Annotated in this window: 20 protein-coding genes; 13 read left to right on the top strand and 7 right to left on the bottom strand. The window is 50.1% G+C overall.

Annotated elements, in window-relative coordinates; all coding sequences use genetic code 11:
* Positions 1–53: 53 nt before the first annotated feature.
* From SU32_RS09925 to SU32_RS09910, 4 genes are all read left to right on the top strand, one after another.
* Complete coding sequence (locus SU32_RS09925) at positions 54–596, top strand: tetratricopeptide repeat protein (protein ID WP_053999199.1); 543 nt, start codon at positions 54–56, stop codon at positions 594–596.
* Positions 597–664: 68 nt separating this feature from the next.
* Entirely contained in the window at positions 665–1,609 is a 945-nt protein-coding gene (locus tag SU32_RS09920; protein WP_053999198.1) for an alpha/beta fold hydrolase, read from the top strand.
* A 99-nt stretch (positions 1,610–1,708) separates the two neighbouring features.
* A complete protein-coding gene (locus tag SU32_RS09915) occupies positions 1,709–2,533 on the top strand; it encodes a TerC family protein (RefSeq protein WP_053999197.1) in 825 nt (274 codons plus the stop codon).
* Positions 2,526–3,695, top strand: coding sequence for a CaiB/BaiF CoA transferase family protein (locus SU32_RS09910; protein ID WP_053999196.1), 1,170 nt, complete (start codon positions 2,526–2,528; stop codon positions 3,693–3,695). The genes SU32_RS09915 and SU32_RS09910 overlap by 8 nt, the downstream gene beginning before the upstream one ends.
* A gap of 101 nt (positions 3,696–3,796) precedes the next feature.
* On the opposite strand, the gene hemA is transcribed toward SU32_RS09910, so the two are convergent.
* Positions 3,797–5,062, bottom strand: a complete 1,266-nt coding sequence (gene hemA / locus SU32_RS09905) for a 5-aminolevulinate synthase (protein ID WP_211097733.1) — start codon at positions 5,060–5,062, stop codon at positions 3,797–3,799.
* Positions 5,063–5,291: 229 nt separating this feature from the next.
* Here hemA and cysG point away from each other — a divergent pair, with 229 nt between their 5' ends.
* The 7 genes from cysG to SU32_RS09870 all read left to right on the top strand — a co-directional run bounded on the left by cysG (position 5,292) and on the right by SU32_RS09870 (position 11,939).
* Positions 5,292–6,707 (top strand): siroheme synthase CysG, encoded by a 1,416-nt coding sequence (gene cysG / locus SU32_RS09900; RefSeq protein ID WP_053999194.1) that lies wholly within the window; start codon positions 5,292–5,294, stop codon positions 6,705–6,707.
* Positions 6,707–7,024 (top strand): DUF2849 domain-containing protein, encoded by a 318-nt coding sequence (locus SU32_RS09895; protein ID WP_053999193.1) that lies wholly within the window; start codon positions 6,707–6,709, stop codon positions 7,022–7,024. The genes cysG and SU32_RS09895 overlap by 1 nt, the downstream gene beginning before the upstream one ends.
* 2 nt (positions 7,025–7,026) lie before the next feature.
* Entirely contained in the window at positions 7,027–8,697 is a 1,671-nt protein-coding gene (locus SU32_RS09890; RefSeq protein ID WP_053999192.1) for a nitrite/sulfite reductase, read from the top strand.
* On the top strand, positions 8,681–9,382 hold the full coding sequence (locus SU32_RS09885) for a phosphoadenylyl-sulfate reductase (protein WP_211097732.1): 702 nt from the start codon (positions 8,681–8,683) through the stop codon (positions 9,380–9,382). The genes SU32_RS09890 and SU32_RS09885 overlap by 17 nt, the downstream gene beginning before the upstream one ends.
* The gene (locus SU32_RS09880; RefSeq protein ID WP_053999190.1) at positions 9,375–9,779 is read left to right on the top strand and encodes a DUF934 domain-containing protein; all 405 of its coding nucleotides are present in this window, start codon (positions 9,375–9,377) and stop codon (positions 9,777–9,779) included. The genes SU32_RS09885 and SU32_RS09880 overlap by 8 nt, the downstream gene beginning before the upstream one ends.
* 14 nt (positions 9,780–9,793) lie before the next feature.
* Positions 9,794–10,633 carry a ferredoxin--NADP reductase gene (locus SU32_RS09875; protein ID WP_053999239.1) on the top strand — a complete coding sequence of 280 codons (840 nt, stop codon included), beginning with the start codon at positions 9,794–9,796 and terminating at the stop codon, positions 10,631–10,633.
* Between the two features lie 85 nt (positions 10,634–10,718).
* Positions 10,719–11,939, top strand: a complete 1,221-nt coding sequence (locus tag SU32_RS09870; protein WP_053999189.1) for an NAD(P)/FAD-dependent oxidoreductase — start codon at positions 10,719–10,721, stop codon at positions 11,937–11,939.
* Here the strand turns inward: SU32_RS09870 and SU32_RS09865 are convergent.
* The 6 genes from SU32_RS09865 to SU32_RS09835 all read right to left on the bottom strand — a co-directional run bounded on the left by SU32_RS09865 (position 11,936) and on the right by SU32_RS09835 (position 20,206).
* Positions 11,936–13,960, bottom strand: coding sequence for a putative bifunctional diguanylate cyclase/phosphodiesterase (locus SU32_RS09865; RefSeq protein ID WP_144421095.1), 2,025 nt, complete (start codon positions 13,958–13,960; stop codon positions 11,936–11,938). The genes SU32_RS09870 and SU32_RS09865 overlap by 4 nt on opposite strands.
* Positions 13,961–14,153: 193 nt before the next feature.
* Positions 14,154–15,461, bottom strand: a complete 1,308-nt coding sequence (xylA, locus tag SU32_RS09860; RefSeq protein WP_053999187.1) for a xylose isomerase — start codon at positions 15,459–15,461, stop codon at positions 14,154–14,156.
* A complete protein-coding gene (gene xylB / locus SU32_RS09855; RefSeq protein ID WP_053999186.1) occupies positions 15,458–16,894 on the bottom strand; it encodes a xylulokinase in 1,437 nt (478 codons plus the stop codon). Before xylB ends, xylA begins: the two co-directional genes overlap by 4 nt.
* A gap of 9 nt (positions 16,895–16,903) precedes the next feature.
* Positions 16,904–17,692, bottom strand: coding sequence for an ATP-binding cassette domain-containing protein (locus SU32_RS09850; RefSeq protein ID WP_053999185.1), 789 nt, complete (start codon positions 17,690–17,692; stop codon positions 16,904–16,906).
* 12 nt (positions 17,693–17,704) lie between these two features.
* Positions 17,705–19,024, bottom strand: coding sequence for a sugar ABC transporter permease (locus SU32_RS09845; protein WP_053999184.1), 1,320 nt, complete (start codon positions 19,022–19,024; stop codon positions 17,705–17,707).
* Between the two features lie 150 nt (positions 19,025–19,174).
* The gene (locus tag SU32_RS09835) at positions 19,175–20,206 is read right to left on the bottom strand and encodes a substrate-binding domain-containing protein (RefSeq protein WP_053999182.1); all 1,032 of its coding nucleotides are present in this window, start codon (positions 20,204–20,206) and stop codon (positions 19,175–19,177) included.
* A gap of 205 nt (positions 20,207–20,411) precedes the next feature.
* Between SU32_RS09835 and SU32_RS09830 the strand changes: the two genes are divergently transcribed.
* A complete protein-coding gene (locus SU32_RS09830; protein ID WP_053999181.1) occupies positions 20,412–21,704 on the top strand; it encodes an ROK family transcriptional regulator in 1,293 nt (430 codons plus the stop codon).
* Positions 21,701–23,272, top strand: coding sequence for a CRTAC1 family protein (locus tag SU32_RS09825; protein WP_053999180.1), 1,572 nt, complete (start codon positions 21,701–21,703; stop codon positions 23,270–23,272). Before SU32_RS09830 ends, SU32_RS09825 begins: the two co-directional genes overlap by 4 nt.
* Positions 23,273–23,284 lie beyond the last annotated feature (12 nt).

Below are 23,284 nucleotides of genomic sequence, written 5' to 3'. Positions count from 1 at the left end.
CCATTTTGCGCAGGAAACCGTCATTACTTTACAGAGTAACTTGGGAGAATGAAATGAACATTTTACGCATCGTCCTGAGCGCGAGCATTGCGACATTCACGCTCAATTCAGCCATGGCTGCCGGATCATCAAGCGAACCTGCCGCAAAAGTTGAAAAATGCGCTGATGGCGAAGTTTATGACAAAAAGGCCAAAGAGTGCGTGAAAGAAGAGGAATCATCTCTCAACGATGCTGATCTTCTGGATAATGGCCGCGCCCTCGCCTATGCCGGACGTTTTGAAGAAGCTGTGAAAGTACTCAATAAAATCGAGAACAAGCAAACGGCCGAAGTGCAGAACTATCTTGGCTTTTCCAGCCGTAATGCCGGCAATATCGACAAAGGACTGGCGCATTATCGCACCGCACTTTCAATTAATCCCGATTACACACTGGCGCGATCCTATATGGGCCAGGCATTGCTGAAAAAAGGCGACCGCGCCGGTGCGGTTATCCAGTTGTCAGAAATCAAGGATCGTGTCGGCACTGAAGCCCGAGAATACAAGCTTCTGGCTGCTTCACTGCATGAGCACTATGTAAATGGTAGTATTGTTTACTAACGCTCTATCTTAGACTTGACTGCATAAATAACGACGCGCACCTTATATTTAAGGAGCGCGTCTCAAACATGACCGAATACAAGTTTGACAAGACCAAAAAAATTGCAAGCACCTCAGGTACGGACATAAATTGTTATGTCAAACACGCTGCCAGCAGCGGACATTGCATCGTTCATATTAATCATGGTCTTGCCGAGCATGCTGAACGCTATGCCCGCTTTGCAACCATTTTGAGCGAGTCCGGCTGCCACGTCTATGCGCATGATCACCGTGGCCACGGTCGCACAACAGCCAAAGATGCTCCTCAAGGCGTTTTTTCACTTAACGGAAATGGCGTGGAAAAAGTGCTGCTTGATTGCGCAGCAGTGCAAGAAAACGCCCGCGCGCAACATCCGGACCTTCCGCTTGTGATGTTTGGTCACTCAATGGGCGGTTTGATTACCATGAATTATGCGCTTGCACATGCCGAGCGGCTGGCTGGCGCGGCGGTCTGGAACGCCAATTTTTCCGGTGGAATTGCCGGCCGCCTGGCGCAAGGCATATTGCATTATGAACGCTTCAGGCTTGGTTCTGACATTCCATCGCGTTTATTGCCTAAATTGACTTTCGATAGTTGGGTCCAAAAGATTCCGAACCGGCGCACCGATTTTGACTGGCTTTCCCATATCGACAACGAGGTCGACGCTTATATCGCTGATCCGGACTGCGGTTGGAACGCTTCGGTTTCAATGTGGCAGGATATTTTTGAATTGGTGTTCAAAGGCGGCGATGTACGCGGCGCCAACGGAAAAGCAAAAGCACTGCCTATCCAGCTTCTTGGCGGTGGCCGGGATCCGGCAACAGATAATTCGGCTGCTACCCACCATCAATTCAAGCGGCTTCAAAGCAATGGCTTTACCGCAGTGAAAAAAATTGTTTTCCCCAGCGCCAGACACGAAACTTTAAACGACACAGATCAAAGTGCTGCGACTGAAGCATTTATTGATTTTTTGCACGCGTGTACTGACAAATAGTTTTGACGCTCTATTTTCCACCGCAATCAGACAAAGCTAGGGTGACGACCATATAGCGCTCTGCTAATACTGCATCAAAAGTTTCTTGGAGAAAACGCAATGGAATTGTTCGCCGGTCTATTTACGATAGACAATCTGATTACTTTTCTCATTCTGACAGCACTTGAGACAGTGCTCGGTTTTGACAATTTGCTTTATATCTCATTGGAAGCAAAGAAAGTCGGCGCGCAGCATGAAGCGCGTGTGCGCCGTTTGGGCATTATCCTTGCGATTGTCTTCCGTATCGTTCTTCTTTTTGTTGTTCTCCAACTGATCAAGATTTTCCAAGAACCGTTCTACACATTCAACTGGATAGGTATTGCTGAAGGCGAAGTCAGCGGACACGCCATTATCGTTTTGGCCGGTGGTGTTTTCTTGATGTACACCGCCATCAAAGAAATTACGCATATGCTGGCACTGGACGACATGGACCATGATATGGGTAAGCGTGCCATGACCTCTGTTACCAGAGCGCTGTTCTGGATTGTCGCGATGAACGTTGTATTTTCTTTCGATACCGTTCTTTCGGCTGTTGCCCTGACAGATAATTTCATCGTGATGGTAACCGCCATTATCATATCGGGCGTATTAATGGTCGTCATGGCGGAAACAGTCGCAAACTTCCTGAACCGCAATCGCATGTATGAAGTCGTTGGCCTTTTCGTTCTTCTTCTGGTTGGCATCTTGCTAACGACAGAAGGCGGACACTTGGCGCACCTTAAATTCTTCGGCTACTCGGTCGAAGCGATGAGCAAAACAACATTCTACTTCGTGCTTGTCACAATGGTTCTGGTGGAAATTGTTCAAGGCCGTTACCAGCGCAAACTCATGGCTGAAAAGCAGATGATGCAGCGTAAAACCGGCACGACAAATCTGGATGCCTAAGCCGCTCGAAGGCATACGCGTTGTCGAACTGGCGCGCGTATTGGCCGGCCCGTGGGCAGGGCAACTGCTCGGTGATTTTGGTGCCGATGTCATTAAGATAGAAAATCCCGATGGCGGCGATGAAACCCGCCATTGGGGGCCTCCTTTCATAAAAGGCGCAAATAGCGAGGATTTATCCGCCGCCTATTTCCATTCGACAAACCGCGGCAAACGCTCAGCGGCGCTTGATCTGAAAAATCCTGAACATCTCGCGGCACTTAAAAAGCTGATCAATTCGGCAGATGTTGTGATTGAGAACTACAAAGTCGGCGGCTTGAAAAAGTTCGGCCTCGACTATGAAAGTGTTTCCAAAACCAACCCAAAGCTCGTCTATTGCTCGATAACCGGTTTTGGGCAAAACGGGCCATATGCGCACCGTGCCGGATATGACTTCATCATTCAGGGAATGAGCGGCTTTATGTCGATTACCGGCGAACCGGATGGACAGCCCATGAAAGCCGGCGTTGCCATCACTGATATTCTGACAGGGCTTTATGCGGTTGCTGCAATCAACGCAGCGCTCGTCCAGGCACTCAAACAAAACAAGGGTAGCCACATCGATATTGCATTGATGGAGGTGATGGCCGCGTCTCTCGCCAATCAGAATATGAACTATCTTGCGACCGGTACGGCACCTTCCCGCCTTGGCAATGCACACCCCAATATCGCGCCATACCAAGTCATTCCGGTGCAGGATGGACACATCATATTAGCAGTCGGAAATGATGGCCAGTTTGCCCGGCTATGCGAGATTTTGAAAGTCGGTGAATTGGCACGAAATCCACTGTTCCTGACTAATCAGAGCCGCGTAGAAAACCGCAGCGCTTTGACGGAGCAACTGGCTGCAATAACGTCAAACTGGAAACGCGATACATTGATTGAAGCTTGCGAAAATCATGCCGTTCCTGTCGGTGCCATCAACACGATCGAGGACATGTTCAACGACCCGCATGTCAAAGCGCGCGAACTGCAAATCGCGACATCACTGGGCGTGCCCGGTGTTCGCTCTCCATTTTTCATTAATGGAGGAACAACATCAAACAATGCGACAGCCCCCGCATTAGGCGCGGACACAGAGAGCATTTTGCATGAACTGACGGGCGGATGGCCAGCTAAAAGCTGAAGCAATAAATGAAGATGCTCACAAATTGATTCAACGATAGTCAAGCTTTAGCCAACCGCTAAAGCTTGTTTCTTTTGAATCACTTACGCTGATTGGTTAAGTCAGGCGACCTGACGGGCCAAAGCGCACTGAGACCACAGTTCACTTAGTGAGCTTACCAGATGTGCAATGTCCTCAGGCGAATGAGCCGGTGTCGGCGTAATCCGTAAACGCTCTGTGCCAACAGGCACTGTCGGGTAATTGATCGGCTGAACATATATGCCGTGCTGCTCGAGCAGAATGTCGGAAATCCACTTACATTTTGCAGCATCACCAACCATAACCGGAACGATATGGCTCGGGTTCGGCATATGCGGAATACCGCGTTTATCGAATGCGGCACGCACAGCTGCAACATTACGTTTCTGCGCTTCGCGCTCAATACGGCTTGCTTTCAGATGTTTGATAGAGGCCGTTGCGCCCGCGGCCACTGCCGGTGGCAAAGCCGTGGAAAAGATAAAGCCGGAGGCAAATGAACGGACGAAATCAATAAGGTTTTTAGAACCGGTTATGTAACCGCCCATCACGCCGAAAGCTTTACCGAGTGTGCCCTCGATAACATCCAAACGGTGCATGATGCCTTCGCGCTCTGCAACGCCGCCGCCGCGCGGGCCATACATGCCAACAGCATGAACTTCGTCGATATATTTGAGAGCGCCAAATTTATCAGCAACATCGCAAATTTCTTCAATCGGCGCGATATCGCCGTCCATTGAATAGACGCTTTCAAAGGCTACAAGCTTCGGCGCATTCGGATCATCCTGAGCCATTAGCTCTTCAAGATGAGCAACGTCGTTGTGGCGGAAAATACGTTTTTCGCAGCGCGAATGGCGGATGCCCTCTATCATGGATGCGTGGTTCAGCGCATCTGTATAGCAAATGATATTCGGAATTTTGGTCAGCAAAGTTCCAAGCGCTGCCCAGTTGGACACGTAACCCGACGTGAAAATAAGCGCATCTTCCTTACCGTGAAGATCAGCAAGCTCTTCTTCGAGTTTTACATGGTAATGATTGGTACCGGAAATATTGCGCGTGCCGCCTGCACCTGTGCCGCATTTGTCAATCGCTTCATGCATCGCGGACGTTACAGACGGATGCTGCCCCATTCCAAGATAATCGTTAGAACACCACACGGTTACTTCATGGGTCGTACCGTCTTCACGGTGACGCAGCGCTTTTGGAAATGCGCCGGCCTTGCGCTCGAGGTCAGCAAACACGCGGTAGTTGCCTGCTTCGACCAAGCCTTCAAGTTTCTCGGCAAAAAAGCGATTAAAATCCAAAACTCTAACCCTTCGTCCGCAACACTTAAATACCAGCGCCGCTTTCATTCAATTTTCTAAGGACCCTATAACGGGGTATCACCCAAATTGGAATAGTTCGAAACTGACCGATTGTCGCAACCTGTGAAAAAGAAGCGCACTTGTCAATCAAGCGCATGTGATCGCTTTTAGCGCCTGAAAAAACGAAAATACCCCAGATACATCATAAATTGGAATTCCATTCCTTATACACGTACATCCGAAACCCTATTTTCCGGACTGTTGAAAAGGAAAGCCTATGCGTCATTTTCCAGTCTTTTTAAATGTTGCCGATCGCCGCGTTATTGTGTCCGGTGCAGGTGAATGCGCCATTGCAAAACTGCGTTTGCTGCTGAAAACAGAGGCTAACATCTTTGTTTACGGTACCAACGCGGAAACTCAAGTGCGTGTGTGGTCTGCCGAAGGCAAACTCACGCTTGTTGAGCGCGCGCTTAAAGCAGGTGATGCAGATGAAGCTGCTATGCTCTATGCAGCGAACGAAGATGATGTGGAAGATGCCCGCGTCGCTCAAATCGGCCGTGATGCAGGTGCGCTGACAAATATCGTCGACAATCTTGAAGACAGTCAATTCATTACGCCTGCCATTGTTGACCGTGATCCGGTCACAATAGCAATCGGTACCGAAGGCGCTGCGCCCGTTCTTGCACGGCGCATTAAAGCCGATATCGAAAGCCGCCTGCCCGCTTCGCTTGGTATTCTCGCCCGTATCGGTCAGGCTTTTCGGGGCCGTGCAGATATGTTGCCTCAAGGTCGTATCCGCAGGGATTTCTGGAGCCGGTATTATGAAGGCGCAGGCGATGCCGCCCTTCAAGCTGGCGGCGAGAAAGCAGTCAATGAAACACTTAACGACCTGCTGACTGACGCTATTGAAACACGCCCGCGTGAGGGACACGTTTCTTTAATCGGCACAGGCCCGGGCGATCCGGACTTGTTAACGCTTAAAGCACGCCGCCTTCTGCATGAAGCCGATGTTGTTTTGCACGACCAGCTTGTACCGCAAGCGATTTTGGAACTCGCCCGCCGCGAAGCGATCGTGATCGAAGTTGGTAAAAAAGGCTATGGCCCTTCCTGGAAGCAGGAAGATATCAACGCGCTTATGATTAAGCATGCAAAAAAAGGCGCACAAATTGCACGTCTTAAATCTGGTGATCCGGCGATTTTTGGCCGCCTGGATGAAGAGCTTGATGCGCTTGATGAAGCCGCCATTGCTTTTGATATCGTGCCGGGCATCACATCCGCCTCGGCTGCGGCAGCAACCATTGGCATCTCGTTAACCCGCCGTGGACGCAATTCTTCGCTGCGTATAATTACCGGCCGTGAGACACAAGGCTTTGCGGAACATGAATGGCGCGAACTTGCCAAAGAAGGTTCGGCAGCTGCGATTTATATGGGCTTGCGCGCGGCGAGCTTTTTGCGTGGCCGTTTGCTCATGCACGGTGCCAGCGCCGATACACCTGTGACAGCCGTTGAAAACGTATCACGCAGTAACCAGAAGATAATATCAACGACTTTGGCTGAACTGCCTGATGCGCTTAACGCCGCTTCAATCACCGGACCGGCGGTTCTCTTGTATGGCCTTTCGCCGCGCGATGCCGTTGCCGCATCAACGGCACTTGAAACAACACCAGAATTATACACTGCAGGAGCGTTGTAATGGCTCGCAAATTTGTACCTCAGATCATCACTGCCAACGATCTTTTCGAAGGCGATGTGATCTATCTTAAAGCGGACGGCACTTGGTCGCGCGAGATTGCGAAGGCACATATTGCCAACTCACCCGAACAGGTTGAGACGATGCTCGACATCGCAAATGGGCAACCGGGTTCTATCGTTGGTGCTTATGCCATGCAGATTGAAATAAACGAAGACGGCACGCCAGCCCCGAACCATTTCCGCGAGGAGTTTCGCACGCGCGGTCCATCCAATTATTTTCACGGCAAGCAAGCCGACATTAAACAAACCGGAGCGTAAGCATGTACGCGTATTCAGAATTTGATGAATCTTTCGTGCGCAACCGTGTTGCCCAGTTTCGCAGCCAGGTTGCCCGCCGCATTGACGGTTCATTGACCGAGGATGAATTCAAGCCGCTGCGCCTGATGAACGGCCTTTACCTGCAATTGCACGCTTACATGCTGCGTATTGCGGTGCCTTACGGCACGTTAAACTCGCGCCAAATGAATCAGTTAGCCTATATTGCTGACAAATGGGATAAGGGCTACGGCCACTTTACAACGCGCCAGAATATCCAGTTCAACTGGCCAAAATTGCGCGATGTTCCGGAAATTCTGGAAGCGCTTGCCGATGTTGAAATGCATGCAATTCAAACATCGGGCAATTGTATTCGCAATGTAACCGCAGACCATTTTGCAGGCGCTGCGGCAGATGAAATTGAAGATCCACGCCCAACGGCAGAGCTGCTTCGCCAGTGGTCAACAGACCATCCGGAGTTTCAGTTTTTACCGCGCAAATTCAAAATCGCTATCACCGGTTCGCCTAATGACCGCGCGGTTACAAAGGCGCATGATATTGGTTTGCGTATGGTTCGTAATGAGGCGGGTGAGCCTGGCTATGAAGTGATTGTTGGTGGCGGTCTTGGCCGCACACCTATGGTCGGAAAAGTGATGCGCGAATTTCTGCCGAAGGCCGATTTGCTGCCTTATATGGAAGCGATTTTGCGCGTCTATAATTTGAACGGTCGCCGTGACAACAAGTACAAAGCCCGCATCAAAATTCTGGTCCATGAAACCGGAACCGATGAAATCAGGGCGTTGATTGAAGAAGCATTCATCGAGCAGAAGAAATTTTTCCAAGCTCCACCGGCCGAATTGGTTGAGGGACTGGAGGCTGCTTTTGCGCCGCCTGTTTTCGACAACACGCAATCACTTGCTTTTGAAAAAGAGCAAAGTGAAAATGCGGCATTCCGATCATTCGTTGAAACCAATGTCGCTGAACATAAAAATCCGGCGTATGGAATTGTGTCCGTTTCACTGAAACCTGTTGGCGGAACACCAGGCGATGCGACATCAGATCAGATGCGTGTGCTTGCCGATCTTGCCCTGAAATATGGTCACGATGAGCTGCGTGTCAGCCATGAGCAGAACATTATTCTGCCGCATGTGCGCAAGGCTGATATTCCAGCCGTATATGCCGCGCTCAAAGAAGCAGGCTTGGCGACTGCCAATATCGGCTTGCTGTCTGATATTATCGCCTGCCCCGGCATGGATTATTGCGCGCTGGCGACAGCCCGTTCTATCCCTGTTGCGCAGGAAATCGCAGTGCGGTTTGACGAACTAAAGCTTGAGCGTGAAATCGGTCCGCTGAAAATCAAAATTTCAGGCTGCATTAATGCGTGTGGTCACCACCATGTGGGGCACATCGGTATTTTGGGACTGGATAAAGCCGGTGTCGAAAATTATCAAATTACGCTTGGCGGCGACGGTACTGAAACAGCGACGATCGGTGAACGTACCGGACCTGGTTTTGCGGCAGAAGATCTCGTGCCTGCGATTGAAGCCATTATTCAGGCTTATCTTGAGGTTCGTGACTCGGATGACGAAACATTCCTGCAGGTATATCGCCGTTTAGGTGCCGCGCCGTTCAAGGCAGCAATCTATAAGGATGAAGCTAATGCCCGCGCTGCATGATTTGCAAGAAAAAGCCATTGGCCTTCTTCACGATGCTTTCGTGACGAAGAAGCATGGCAAAATTGCTGCGGTTTCTTCGTTTGGCGCAGAGTCGTCAGTACTGCTGCACCTCTTATCGCATGTCGACAAAGCAGCACCGGTTCTGTTTATCGACACACGCATGCTGTTTGAAGAAACCTTGCAGTATAAAGCCGATTTGATACGTCATCTGGGTCTCGAAAACGTGCAGACAATTTCACCATCCGCACAAGCGATTCGTGAAAAAGATGTCTGGGGCCGGATGCACAAGGACAATACTGATAAATGTTGCGATTTTCGCAAAACCAGCGTCTTGGCAGAAGCGCTCAGAGATTACGATGGCTGGATAACCGGCCGGAAGCGCTTTCAAGCCTTCACACGCAGTAAGCTTGATGCAATCGAAAGCACGGCAGATGGCAAGATCAAAATAAACCCGCTGGCTGATTGGACGCCAGACGATTTGGAAGAATATATGGAGTGGTTTGATTTGCCGCGCCATCCGCTCGTCAATCACGGTTATGCGTCGATCGGTTGCGCAACCTGCACATCGCCCGTAAAAGCCGGTGAGGATCCACGTTCCGGCCGTTGGCGCGGTATAAATAAAGTCGAGTGCGGTATCCATTTTGAGAATGGCAGTGCCGTTCGGGAAAGTAAGCAGAATGTCTGAAGAACAAGAATACATTATCGTTGGTGACGAGGGTTTTGCCGGCACGCAGAACAGCAGCAATGCTGTGTTGTCTTTGGAAAACACAGCCGATGCAGATGAAGTCGTCAAAAATCTAAACGGTGTCGAGCGCATTGATGTTGCGTTCCCATCGTTTGCTGACGGCCGCGGCTTCTCGCTTGCAATGGATTTGCGCCGCGCAGGCTATAAGGGCCACTTACGTGCTGTCGGGCATCTGATTGCGGACCAATACGCACATGCCCGTCGTTGCGGCTTCAATGATGTGGCAATTTCCGCAGCCGAAGCCAAGCGTCAACCGGAAAGCCAGTGGCTTGAGCAAGTCCCCCGCATCAACACAACGTATCAAACACGATTGCAACAAGCCGCATTAGCTGTTTAAGAGAGTTTATGAACATGAATGATATGACCCCCATCGCTGATAAGTCGGCGGCGTTGCTGCCTGACGGACAAACAGTGACCGAAGTAAAGCATTACACGGACCGATTGTTTTCTTTCCGCTTAACGCGGCCACAATCGCTGCGTTTTCGCTCCGGTGAATTTGTAATGATTGGCTTGATGGGTGAGCCTGTTGGTGACAAGCCTGCACGTCCGATTTTGCGTGCTTATTCTATCGCTTCGCCCTCATGGGATGAAGAATTAGAATTTTATTCCATCAAGGTTCCGGATGGCCCGCTGACATCAAAGCTTCAGAAAATTCAGGTCGGCGATCAGGTTATCTTGAAGACGAAGCCTGTTGGCACGCTTGTTGTGGACGCTTTGCTTCCCGGCAAACGTCTTTACATGCTTGCGACAGGTACGGGTATCGCGCCGTTTGCATCGCTTATCCGCGATCCGGAAGTGTATGAAAAATTCGACCAGGTCATACTCACGCATACCTGCCGCGAGAATGCGGAGCTTACTTACGGCAAAGAGCTAGTTGATAATCTTCGCAATGATCCTCTCATCGGCGAGATGGTTGAAGGTAAACTTGTCTATTACCCTACAACGACGCGCGAAGAATCAGACAATATGGGCCGCGTTACCGATAAAATCCGTTCCGGCGAGATTTTTACGGATCTTGGCGTACCTGCTTTCAACCCAGAGGAAGACCGCGTGATGATCTGCGGATCAATGGGCCTCAATATCGAAATCAAAGAGCTTCTGGAAGCTGCCGGAATGGAAGAAGGCGCAAACTCCAAACCCGGGCACTTTGTCGTGGAAAAAGCTTTTGTCGGCGAGCCGGACAATTCATAAGCTTCAAGTGACATAATCGTGCCTTTTACATAATAAAGAAAAGCGGTACGCAAGTGCCGCTTTTACTTTTCAAGGACACAGTAATTTGTCAGATCAAATCATAATCGTCGGTGGCAGCCATGCTGCGATTTCTGTTGCAGATAATTTGAGAAAGCAAAGTTTTGATGGTCCAATTAAGATCATCAATGCAGAAGACGAATTACCCTATCAACGCCCTCCTTTGTCAAAGGCCTATATGTCCGGTGACATGACGCTTGACCGGCTGCATTTGCGCCCGGCCGAATGGTACGTTGATAATAATATCGATCTGGTTTTAAGCACGCGCGCGACCGCAATCCATCGCGATACCAAGCAGCTTGAAATAGAAGGTGGTGCCTTAATCGCCTATGACAAACTTGTTTTGGCCACCGGCGCGTCGGCGCGCAAGCTACCTGCGGCAATCGGCGGTGAACTCGACAATGTCCATGTTATGCGCGACCTTCGCGATGCCAATATTTTGATGGAAAAAATGGCTGCGGGCAAAAAACTCGTTGTTATTGGCGGCGGTTATATTGGTTTGGAAGCGGCAGCCGAAGCCTCAAAAAAGGGATTGTCTGTAACCGTTTTGGAAGCCGCGCCACGCATTTTACAGCGTGTTGCATGTGCTGAAACAGCCGATACTTTTCGCGCTCTGCATGAAAAACATGGCGTTAAGGTTCTGGAAAATGTCATTCTGAAGAATATCAAGGATGATGGAAACGGCGCTTGTGCAGGTGTCGTTCTGGATGACGGCACGGTAATCGACGCTGATATTATTATTACCGGCATCGGTATTTTGCCCAATATGGAATTGGCTGTTGGTGCTGAATTAAAAACCGGCCTTGGCATCATTGTGGATGAGTACGGCCGCACGAGTGATGCTGATATATACGCCTGCGGCGATGTCACGGTGCTTCCCTTTGAAGGCCAGCCTACACGTCTGGAATCTGTTCAAAATGCTCACGATCAAGGGGCGATTGTTGCGAGCAATATTGCCGGTGCGAACGAAGCTTATCATCCAGAGCCTTGGTTCTGGTCGGACCAATATGACATGAAACTACAGATCGCAGGCCTTAACCGCGGCTATGACCATGTGGTTATCCGGCAGGGCAAACGCGAAGGTAGCGTTTCGCATTTCTATTTTTCCGGTGACAAGTTCATTGCGGTTGACTGCATGAATGATGCGGCAACCTACGCTATGTCAAAGCGTATTCTCGCTTCAAACGCGCAGCTTACAATCGAAATGGCCTCGGATCCGTCTTTCGTTTTAAAGACGCTTTTATCTTAGGCCACTTTACCGGGCATATTCAGCACATCTTGTGCTGAAGCGCGGCCAGATGCGTAGTTCATCATAAACTCCATGAAATGAGGGTGTGGCATTGGCTTGCCGCAGAAGTAACCCTGTATTTCATCGCACCCTTCTGAGCGGAGGAAGTCAATATGGCTTTCCTGCTCAACGCCTTCGGCCACGATACGCAGATTTAAATTTCGTCCCAACCCGATGCATGAACGGATAACGGATTTTAGCTGCTCGCGTTTGTCCATATCCATGATGAATGAGCGGTCTATTTTCAGTTTATCAAACGGGAATGAAATCAATGACGACAACGATGAAAAACCGGTTCCAAAATCATCCATAGCCAAACCGACTCCAAGATTTTTAACACCGCGCAGTACGTGCAACGCATGTTCGAAATCTTCGATCAGAACGGTTTCTGTTATTTCAAGCTCCAAACGCCCTGCCGGAAATCCCGTTTGAAAAAGTATGGCTTGAATATCATTGACAAGATCTGTGTGCCGAACCTGTACAGCGGAGATATTGACGGCGACCTTGATATCTTCATGCCATTTGCTCCCCAAAAGACATGCTTTACGCAAAACCAGCTTGCCAAGTTCCTCAATAAGACCGCAATCCTCAGCGATCTGGATAAATATATCCGGGCGAATCGGACCATCTTCTGGATGTATCCAGCGCGCAAGCGCCTCACACCCAATCAGATTTCCCGTTTTGAGATCAAACTGAGGTTGAAAAAACACATCCAGTGCGTCTTCGCGCAACGCTTTTTGCAGATCATTGGTGAGGCGGCGCTGTTCGCGCACAGCTTCATCCAAGCCGCAATCATAGTATTCTATTTTTGAGCCATCTTTGGCTTTTGCGCGATACATTGCTATATCAGAGTTCGATAACAGCTCCTGTGCGGTTTGTGCATGTTTAGGAAAACTTGCCACGCCAACACTGACCTCAATGTTGAGCTTTCGCCCTTCAACGATAAGTTCATTGGCAAATTGTGCCAGTATACGATTTTCCAGATTGTCGCAATGCGTGTCGTTTTCATCATGCATCTGGATTGCAGTGAACTCATCGCCGCCAATTCTGGCAATATAATCCCCTTCCGCGCAGACCTGTTGAAGCACGTCAGAGACTTGTTTTAACAGTGCATCGCCAAAAGGATGGCCATAGACGTCGTTGTAAGTTTTAAACTTGTCCAAATCGAAATTAAGCAGGCTGAACTTGCATCCATTCTGAATAAGTTTATCCAGCTTTTCACTGAACGCGAGGCGGTTTGGCAAACCGGTAAGAAAACAGGTTTTTGCCTGATGAGCGGCTTTTTCTTCCGCCAATTCGCGTTCCCGCAGCGCGCTTAAATGTTCCGAAACATCGTAAAGCATAATCACGTTTCGCCCATCCGGCAGGCGCGTCAGTTGCTTTTCATGTTTGATTTGCGCGACCAAATCCACTTGCTCAGTTTTCTCAACATGCGCTGAAAAATCCGCAACAATTGCGGCGTCCTCAGCAAGAGGAGAATTCGCTTTAGCAATTGCCAAAAATTCCGGATTCCAGATTTGCGGCGTACCTTCGGTATCGATTACACAGATCGCGGCTTTCACATTACAAAGCACCGAAGAAAACAATTCCTGCCTTCGCGCATTGGCAATCGCATAACGAATGGACCGGTCAATCAGCGGGCCCTTAATGTCTGACTTGCTGAGATAGTCCGATGCACCTGCGGCAAGCGCTTTTTCATCCAGCTCGCGCTGCGATACACCTGTCAGAAAAATTACCGGCGTCGTCAGCCCTTTAGCACGAATTTGTTTGATCAGATCAACACCGGTGTAAGCGCCCATCCGGTAATCTGTCATGATCAGATCGAAATTTTTACGTTCCAGAATTTTTAGCGCAACCAGCGGGTCATTCGCGATCGTAACACTATATTCTTCATCTGAAATATCATTAAGCGCTTCACGGATGAGAAAAACATCATCGGGATCATCATCAACCATCAGAATTGATTTTACTGCTTGGTACACGAGGCGTCTCCTATCACCTGACCAAACTGACGGTTAAAACCAAACAAACTCTGAAGAACGGATGCCAAGAACTATCTGATAAGAAGCGCGGTTAATCGCACTTTAATTGAACTGCTAAAATGCAAAACAAAGCCGCAAGAGTTTGTTCAACTCATGCGGCCCCATCTTAGAATTTTTAGAATACCCGAAATGCTTACATGTAGCGGTTTACTAGATTTTCCAAACGCTCCTGCTTGCCTGAACGTGGCTCTGGATTCACATCGCCTTTACGCACATATTCTTCTATGCCTTCCAATGAATATCCGCCTTCAAGCATTTTCTTTGCTTCGCCTTCATTCCAGCCGGCATAGCGCGCATCACGCTCTTGTTCCAATTTGCCGTCCTCAAACATCGCAGCAGCTTTCTTAAAGCCCAAGGCGCAGACATCCATAGCGCCAACATGGCCGGCGATAAGATCAACCGGATCAAGGCTCTGACGGCGCAGTTTTGCATCAAAGTTGGTTCCACCTGACTTAAAGCCGCCGGCTTTGATAACTTCATAATATGCAAGCGCTGTTTCCGGAACATTATTCGGGAACTGGTCTGTGTCCCAACCTGACTGATAATCATTCCGGTTCATATCAATCGAACCGAAAATACCGAGCGCCGATGCCATCGCAAGTTCGTGCTCAAAAGAATGGCCTGCGAGGATGGCATGGCCCTGCTCGATGTTCATTTGGACTTCATTTTCAAGGCCAAAGTCCTTCAGGAAACCATAGACGGTAGCAACGTCATAATCATATTGGTGCTTTGTCGGTTCCTGCGGTTTCGGCTCGATGAGGATAGCGCCTTTAAAGCCGATCTTATGCTTGTAATCGACGACCATCTGTAACATGCGGCCTGCTTGCGCCCGTTCCTTCTTCAGATCGGTATTAAGCAGCGTTTCATAGCCTTCACGCCCGCCCCAAAGAACATAGTTTTCGCCGCCAAGCTTCAGCGTTGCATCCATGCAGGTTTTGATTGTCGCTGCCGAATAGGCAAAAACGTCAGGATCAGGGTTTGTGGCTGCACCAGACATAAAGCGGCGGTGCGAAAACAGATTTGCCGTTCCCCAAAGCAGCTTTGTATCCACACCTTCCATTTTGGTGCCTATATAATCAACCATATCTTCAAGATTGCGTGTGCTCTCAGCAAAGCTGTCGCCTTCCGGGCGCATATCCGCATCGTGAAAACAGAAATATGGCTGGCCGAGAATTTTGAACATATCGAAGGCAACATCAGCCTTTAATTTGGCCATATCCATCGAACTGCCAAACCAGGGGCGGTCGAATGTGCGGCCACCAAACGGGTCTCCCCCTTCCCAGGCAAAACTATGCCAATAAGCGACGGCGAAACGCAGATTATCTTCCATGCGTTTGCCCATAACAATTTCATCAGGATCATAATGGCGAAAGCAAAGTTCGCTGTCGCTCTCCGGGCCTTCATATTTTACAGCTTCGATACCATTGAAAAAATCTGTCACGTCAAATTCCTTATAGATTGATAGGCTTCGCGATAACGCTGGTGCGCATCAGCAAAAGCGCCTTCTAGTTGCCGGGATGGCTCGATGGTTTGGGCAACATCAGGCCGTGTTACAATGTCCTGCTCCGCGCCTGCCGCCATCATGCCCAGACGGGCAGCACCCAAAGCACCGCCAAAATCACCGGCAACAGGTACATCAATGGGCATTTGTAGGGATGTTGCCAAAGCAGAGAGCCAGTAAGCTGACTTGGACCCGCCACCTACAGCCATAATGCGCTCGATTTTGGTGCCGGTCGATGTAAGCGCATCAAAACTGTCGCGAAATGCGTGGACAACGCCTTCAAGCACTGCACGCGTTCCGGCATTCGTATCAGTTGCATGTTCAAGACCAATAAAGGCACCGCGTACAGAAGCATCATTATGCGGTGTGCGCTCTCCACCAAGATATGGCATGAACAATGTCTTTGCCGGAGCTTCGAGTTCACCGAGCGCGTTTGTCAATGCAGCAGCGTCATGACCAACCAACTTTGCGTACCAGTTAAGCGAATCTGTCGCTGACAAAATCACCCCCATCTGGTGCCATGTTTTGGGCAATGCATGACAAAAAGTGTGAACAGCGGACGCCGGATCGGGCGCATAGCCATCACTGGCAGCGAAAAGCACACCCGACGTGCCAAGCGATACAAATGCATCACCGGCATTTGCAACGCCGACGCCAATACCGGATGCGGCATTGTCACCGCCACCGCCTGCAACAACAACCTCTTGTGTGATGCCGTATTGCTGACAAAGCGCAGGACGAAGCGTGCCTGAGACTTCACTTCCCTCAACTAGGCTGGGCATCTGATCTCTTGTCAGGCCGGTTTTTTGTAGCAGATTATCCGACCAGTCACGCTTGGCCGTATCAAGCCAGCTCGTGCCTGCCGCATCAGACATTTCCGCGACGTGTCCGCCTGTCAGCCACAAGCGCAAATAGTCTTTAGGCAGTAGAACTTTCGCGATCTGTTTGAAAATTTCCGGTTCGTTGTTTTTTACCCAAGCGACTTTCGGTGCGGTAAAACCGGGAAATACAATATTGCCGGAAACGTCACGAAATTCAGAATCGCTATCCATTTCCGCTGCTTCGACATGGCTGCGTGTGTCATTCCATAAAATACATGGACGCAGAACGTTGTCGTTTTTATCAATCAGGGTCGCGCCATGCATATGGCCGCTAAGCCCAATAGAAACCAGTTTTGACAAATCAGTTTTTTGGGCAAGTGATGCAAGTACACTTTCAGCGCCCCTTACCCATTCGGCAGGGTCTTGTTCTGACCAACCATCTTGTGGGCGGGACACAGCCATAGGTGCTGTTGCTTCTGCAATAATCGCCTGATTATCATCGATCAACAGACCCTTTATACTCGACGTACCCAGGTCTAATCCCAGATGCATAAGTTACTCCTACTCTTGGATTGCGCCTGGACCAGGGATGGCGCCGGGAGGGCATTTGCCCAAAATGATCATGCCAAGAACTTCATCCTTGGTAACATCACCTGTTTTTGCGCTGCCGACCATTTGGCCGTTCTTCATCACCGCAACGCGGTCAGCAAGGTCAAACACATCTTCAATGTCATGGCTGATCAGGAATATGCCGATACCATCTTTTTTCAGCTGTTTGATCAGTTCGCCGACTTGTGCCGTTTCTTGCGGGCCCAGAGCCGCGGTCGGCTCATCCATAATCAAAATGCGCGCATTGAAGAGGATAGCGCGGGCGATCGCGACAGACTGACGCTGACCACCGGACAATTGCTTGACCGGATCTTTGAAACGCTGAAAGTTCGGGTTCAAGCGCCCCATTACTTTGCGCGCTTCAGCTTCCATGCCGACATCATCAAGCGTTCCCCAACGTGTGAGCAGTTCACGTCCCAAGAAAAGATTGGCTGCGGCATCCACATTGTCGGCAAGCGCCAATGTCTGATAGATTGTTTCAATGCCATAATCCTTGGCATCGCGCGGGTTGGCAATCGTCGCCTTTTCACCGCGCACATAAATATCACCGGCATCACGCTTATAAGCGCCGGAAAGAATTTTGATGAGCGTTGATTTTCCTGCGCCATTGTGTCCGAGCAAAGCGACAACTTCGCCGGGAAACAGGTCAACGGAGGCTTGATCAACCGCCTTGATACCGCCAAACGATATTGAAATATCGCGAAGATCAATAAGCGGTGTTTGTGTATCTTGCTGTGTCATAACTAGCCCCACTTATTGCGCGCGTTTGCGGTAAATTGTGTCGACCCATACGGCGACAACAAGAACTGAACCAACCACGATCTGCTGGACAGCGGCATCAAACCCAATCAGGACCATACCGGCCTGAAGGCTTTGCATAACCACCGCACCGAGGATGGCGCCATAGATCGTTCCGATACCGCCGGCAAAGGAAGTTCCCCCGATAACAGCAGCGGCGATCACATATAGCTCATCCAGTGTTCCCAGATTACCGGAAGCAGAGTTTAATCGGGCGCTGGCAACCACGGCGGAAAGACCGCAGAGAAAACCCATCAATGCAAAGATTTTAACCGTCACCCAGCGCGTGTTAATGCCTGCAAGTTCTGCCGCTTCGGGATTGCCGCCAATAGCGAACACATATCGGCCAAACCGCGTCCGTGTCGTCAAGAATGTCATGGCCAGCCCGACAAGTATCAAAATCAATACGGGAATTGCAAAGCCATGCGAGATGAACAGACCGCCGTCAGGGACCTCGATATTATTGGCCGCCGCATATTGGCGTACAATTCCGCGCGGCCAAGGGTAAGAGTTCACCAGCATAACAAAGCCGAGAACCGCACCGCATCCGACGACACCCAGGAACGTATCGGCCCAAACCGGACGTAGTGGAAATTGAAAGCGCTTGCGTTGTTTGCGTCCGGACAACAGCATGAACACGATACCAACGCAGGCAACCACGCCAAGTATCCAGCTCCAAGTTGACCCCACAGCCCCGTATGGACCGCCGCCCAGCAGCGCGAAAGTGGAGTCAAGCGGTGCAATCGTTTCGCCGCGCGTTGTAAGGAAGGTTGCGCCGCGCCAAACCAGAAGACCGCCAAGCGTGACGATAAACGCCGGAATGCCTAGATAAGCAATCAACCAGCCGTGAAATGCACCAACAAGCATACCGACCAACAAGCCGACAGCGATTGCGATAATCCAAATTGCCGGATGACCGAGCCCCAGAAATTCAGGCAAGATATTGACTTGCGTGACCGCCATCATCATCGCTGCGAAACCGAGTATCGAGCCCACGGAGAGATCAATATGCCGGGTCACAATGACCAGCACCATGCCTGTTGCCATAATGCCGATAGACGATGTCTGTACTGACAGGTTCCACAAGTTGCGCGGCGTGATAAATGCAGCAAATCCGTTGACGATACCGCCGTAAAGATGAAATCCGATCCAGATAAGAACCAGAGCGCCGATCATACCCAGCAACCGGCTGTCTATCTCAGTCGCCTTCAAAAAACGTGAGACCGGTCCGGCCCGTGCATCGTCGGACAAGTGTTCTAAATTGGGGCTTGCCATTGCTTTCTCCCGATGTGGATCATCGCCAAGCGCATAAAATGCGGATCAAAGAATTCAGATTTATTATGATTTTTGTATAGCGCCTTTTGAACCAAAGCCCGCCGATAGCCGGCGGACTTTGTCAATTTAAGGCAGATTAACGCGCTGCTATCAGCAGCCGTCAACACCGTCCATTGCGCCTTCGCAGACTTTGTCTTTAGCGATGTGGCCAGCGTCGATAACAACACTAATGTTGTCTTTTGTAATTGGTGTAGGCTCAAGGAAGATAGCGTTCATCTCAACGCCCTTCGCGCCACCTGACCATTTTTCAGCATCCGGAATTTCAGCCATGTCTTTGCCATCAGCCAGCATTGCCGCAATGTTACCGGCTGCCTTACCAAGCTGACGTGCGTCTTTCCACACAGATACAACCTGTGTGCCACGTGCAACACGGTTTAGCGCTGCATGGTCACCATCCTGACCGCCAACCGGTACATTCATACCCTGAGCCTGCAACGCAGCAATAACGCCGCCTGCCATGCCGTCATTCTCAGACAGAACCGCATCAACATTGTTGTCGTTGGCTGTCAGAATCTGCTCCATGTTCTTTTGAGCATTGTCAGGCTTCCAGCCGTCAGTGAAAGCCTCACCAACGATGTTAATTTTACCGGCTTCAACATCCGGACCGATCACTTCCATCATGCCTTCAAGCAGGAAGAGAGCGTTCGGATCACCTTTATCACCTTTGATGATTGCGTAGTTGCCTTCAGGCTGAACAGCCTTGACGCTTTCAGCAATAATCCGGCCCACACCTTTGTTGTCAAAAGTCAGGTAGAAAGCACGCTCGTCTTCAACAAGACGGTCATAACCAAGAACAGGAATACCTTCAGCGGCAGCAGCATCAACTGCAGCACCTACAGCACCGGAATCAACTGACAAAATAACCAGCGCATCAGCACCTTGAGCGATCAAGCTTTCAACATCAGTCAACTGCTTGGCAGCAGAGGCCTGCGCATCGGCAGAGATATACTCATCGCCATTTTCTTCGATAGCAGCTTTCATCGCCGCTTCGTCTGTTTTCCAACGCTCTTCCTGGAAGTTTGACCAGCTTACGCCGATCTTTTTACCCTCAGCCATAGCAACTGTTGAGACAGACGCCATCGCCAAAGCAGCAAATGCTGCCACAGAAACAAGTTTACGCATTTAAAAATCCTCCCGAGATTAATATGCCATGCCTGGCCACCTCGATACCTACATCGAGCATACAGACATCATGGATTTATTTTTTTCGGTTGTCAAAAAATAAATTGACCTTTTTTCGAAAAAAATGATAATTATTGTATTCAAATGGGAGGTTACTGGAATTATCGGTGAATTTTTCGCCTTTTAATTTCAGTTGTCAAAATTAATGTTGCAGCACAACAATGATGACATTGACAACAATGCCGGCGCTAAAGGCGTAGGGCCGCTTATTGCCCAATCATCTGAAATCAGTCGCACATTAAAGCAACAAATTTTTGAACATGTTCGCGGCGCCGGACTTTGCGCCCGCGTGGATATTTCTAGCAGCCTGCAAATAAGTCCGGCAACCGTAACATCTATAATCAATGAGCTCATACAAGCCGGATTTATTCACGAGGTAACAACACCGCCGCGCGAAGGCGAACCGGTGCGCGGGCGGCCGCCGGTTTCAATCGCTATACGTAACGATGCTTTTTATGTGGCAGGTATCAAAACCAACGACAAAACCCACACGGCGGTGATTATGGACTTTGCCGGCAATATGCTCGGCTCAGCCGACATTGCCCACAACAGCGCCTCACGCAGTGCCTCCAATATCTTAAACGAAGTAAATGCCGTTCTGCAGCATGCATTAAACGCAAGCGGCATTGAACACACCCAATTATCAGCCATCGGCCTGGGTTTGCCGGGGTTAATCGATTGCGCTGCAGGCAAAGTAATCTGGTCGCCAATGCTGGATCAGCAGAACATCGCCTTTGCGTCCCTTGCGAGCGATGCACTGGGCTGTCCCGTTTATATCGACAACGATACAAATCTTGTCACGCTTGCCGAGCTCTGGTTTGGCAAGGGCCGCACAGTTTCCGATTTTGCTGTTGTTACAATCGAGCACGGCATCGGCATGGGGCTCGTCGTCAACCACCGGATCTATCGCGGCGCACATGGCGTTGGCATGGAGCTTGGACACACCAAGGTTCAACTGGATGGCGCACTATGCCGGTGTGGTCAGCGCGGATGCTTGGAAGCCTATGTAGCCGATTATGCGCTTGTGCGCGAAGCATCGACTGCTCTGAACTTTGACCCCAGTGAAATGGGCGACATTGGTTTGGTCCTTGATCGTCTTTTTGATGAAGCAAAGAGCGGCCATGAAGCTGCAACCACAATATTCAAACGTGCAGGACGCTATCTGGCAACAGGACTTGCCAATGTCATCAATCTCTTTGACCCCAGTCTGGTAATCCTATCAGGCGCGCGCATGCAGTACGACTTCCTTTATGAGGATGAAGTATTACATGAAATGGAACGCCAAACGCTTGACTGGCAACGCACAAGACCGGACATTGAAGTCCACACTTGGGGCGATTTACTATGGGCGCAAGGTGCCGCAGCATTAGCGCTTTCAGAGCTTACCGAAACTCTGCTCGGGGTGAGCTATACCAACCAATCGGCCGGTGCAAATTGAGACAGATTACCCTCATTCTGACGGCTATCTTTGCCTCATCATCTGCTCTTGCCGGCGATGTTAGATTCGAACCGCGCTCAAAAAATTTCGACTTCAAACATATTTACAATGGCGGCTGGGAGTTTTTTGTCGGCGGCGGCATGGCAACATTTGACTGCAATGATGATACCTTTCCGGATGTGTTTCTGGCTGGCGGCGAAAACATGTCGCGTATCGCGATGAACACGACGCAGCAATCCGGCGCTGAAGTTCAGTTTGAAAATCTGGACAACACTGGCGCTGAGTTCGACCTTGTTACCGGTGCCTACCCGATCAATATCGACAATGACGCGCACACAGACCTGTTTGTTATGCGTGTCGGCGAAAACAAAGTTCTGCGCGGCTTGAAAAACTGTCAGTTTGAAGAAGCAAATGATCTTTGGCATTTGGACGGGCTGGACCGTTGGACAACATCGTTTTCAGCGACGTGGGAAAAAGGGTCGGCAATGCCGACTTTGGCTGTTGGTAATTATGTTGATCGGGACAATCCCGAAGGGCCATTTGGTGCCTGTGATGTTAATCACCTCTTCCGTCCGGAAGGCGCGCTCTATCAGGAACCGACAATACTTGATCCAGGTTATTGTGCGCTGTCGATGCTGTTTTCGGACTGGACCCGAAACGGGCGTCGCGATCTGCGCATTTCAAACGACCGTCACTATTATCTGCGTGACGGCGAAGAACAAATGTACCGCTTGGATGAGATGCGGTTTCTGGGCCGCGAGGATGGCTGGCTTCCTATTTCCGTGTGGGGAATGGGCATTGCCAGTCAGGACCTTAACGGCGATCAGGCACCCGACATCATGCTGACTTCCATGGGCGATCAACTGATCCAGTTTTATGCGGGCGGCGCAAAGATGGAAAACGCGCCCTATAATATCGGCGCTTACGCGCAGCGGCCCTATACCGGTGATGACGGGCGCCCGTCTACCGGATGGCACGCAGAGTTCGGCGATGTAAACAATGACGGGTTAGCGGACCTTTTTATCGCCAAAGGCAACGTCGACCAAATGCCCGGCATGGCGATGAAGGACCCCAATAATCTTCTTTTGCAAAAACCGGATGGCACATTTTTCGAAACAGGGCTTGAAGCCGGACTGGCCGATACCGCCCGCTCACGCGGCGCTTCTATTGCCGATTTCAACCTTGATGGAAAACTTGATATTGCGGTTATGAACCGGCGCGACACATTCGCAATTTATGAGAATGTCAGCACGAAAAACGGCAATTTCGCTTCCATTGAACTCCAACAAGAAGGCAGCAATGTTGATGCGATAGGTGCGTGGATTGAACTGCGCACCTTGCCTGATAACAAAATTCAAACGCAGGAAATTGTCATCGGTGGCGGCCATGCCAGCGGGAAAATTGCTCCTGTGCACTTTGGCCTGGGCACCAAGAAAAAGGCAGAGATACGCGTTACATGGCCCGATGGTACTTTAACAGGCTGGATTGCAATCGATGCAAACAGCAGATTGATTGCCAAACGAGGAAATGATGATCGGCTCGAGCTAAGTGCTCAACCCGCCCGATAATTCGGGCGCTCT

The sequence above is a fragment of the Ahrensia marina genome (genome assembly GCF_001293565.1).
GTDB lineage: Bacteria > Pseudomonadota > Alphaproteobacteria > Rhizobiales > Rhizobiaceae > Ahrensia > Ahrensia marina.
Note: the sequence above shows the minus strand (reverse complement) of the source record. Positions and strands in the feature narration are given on the sequence as shown.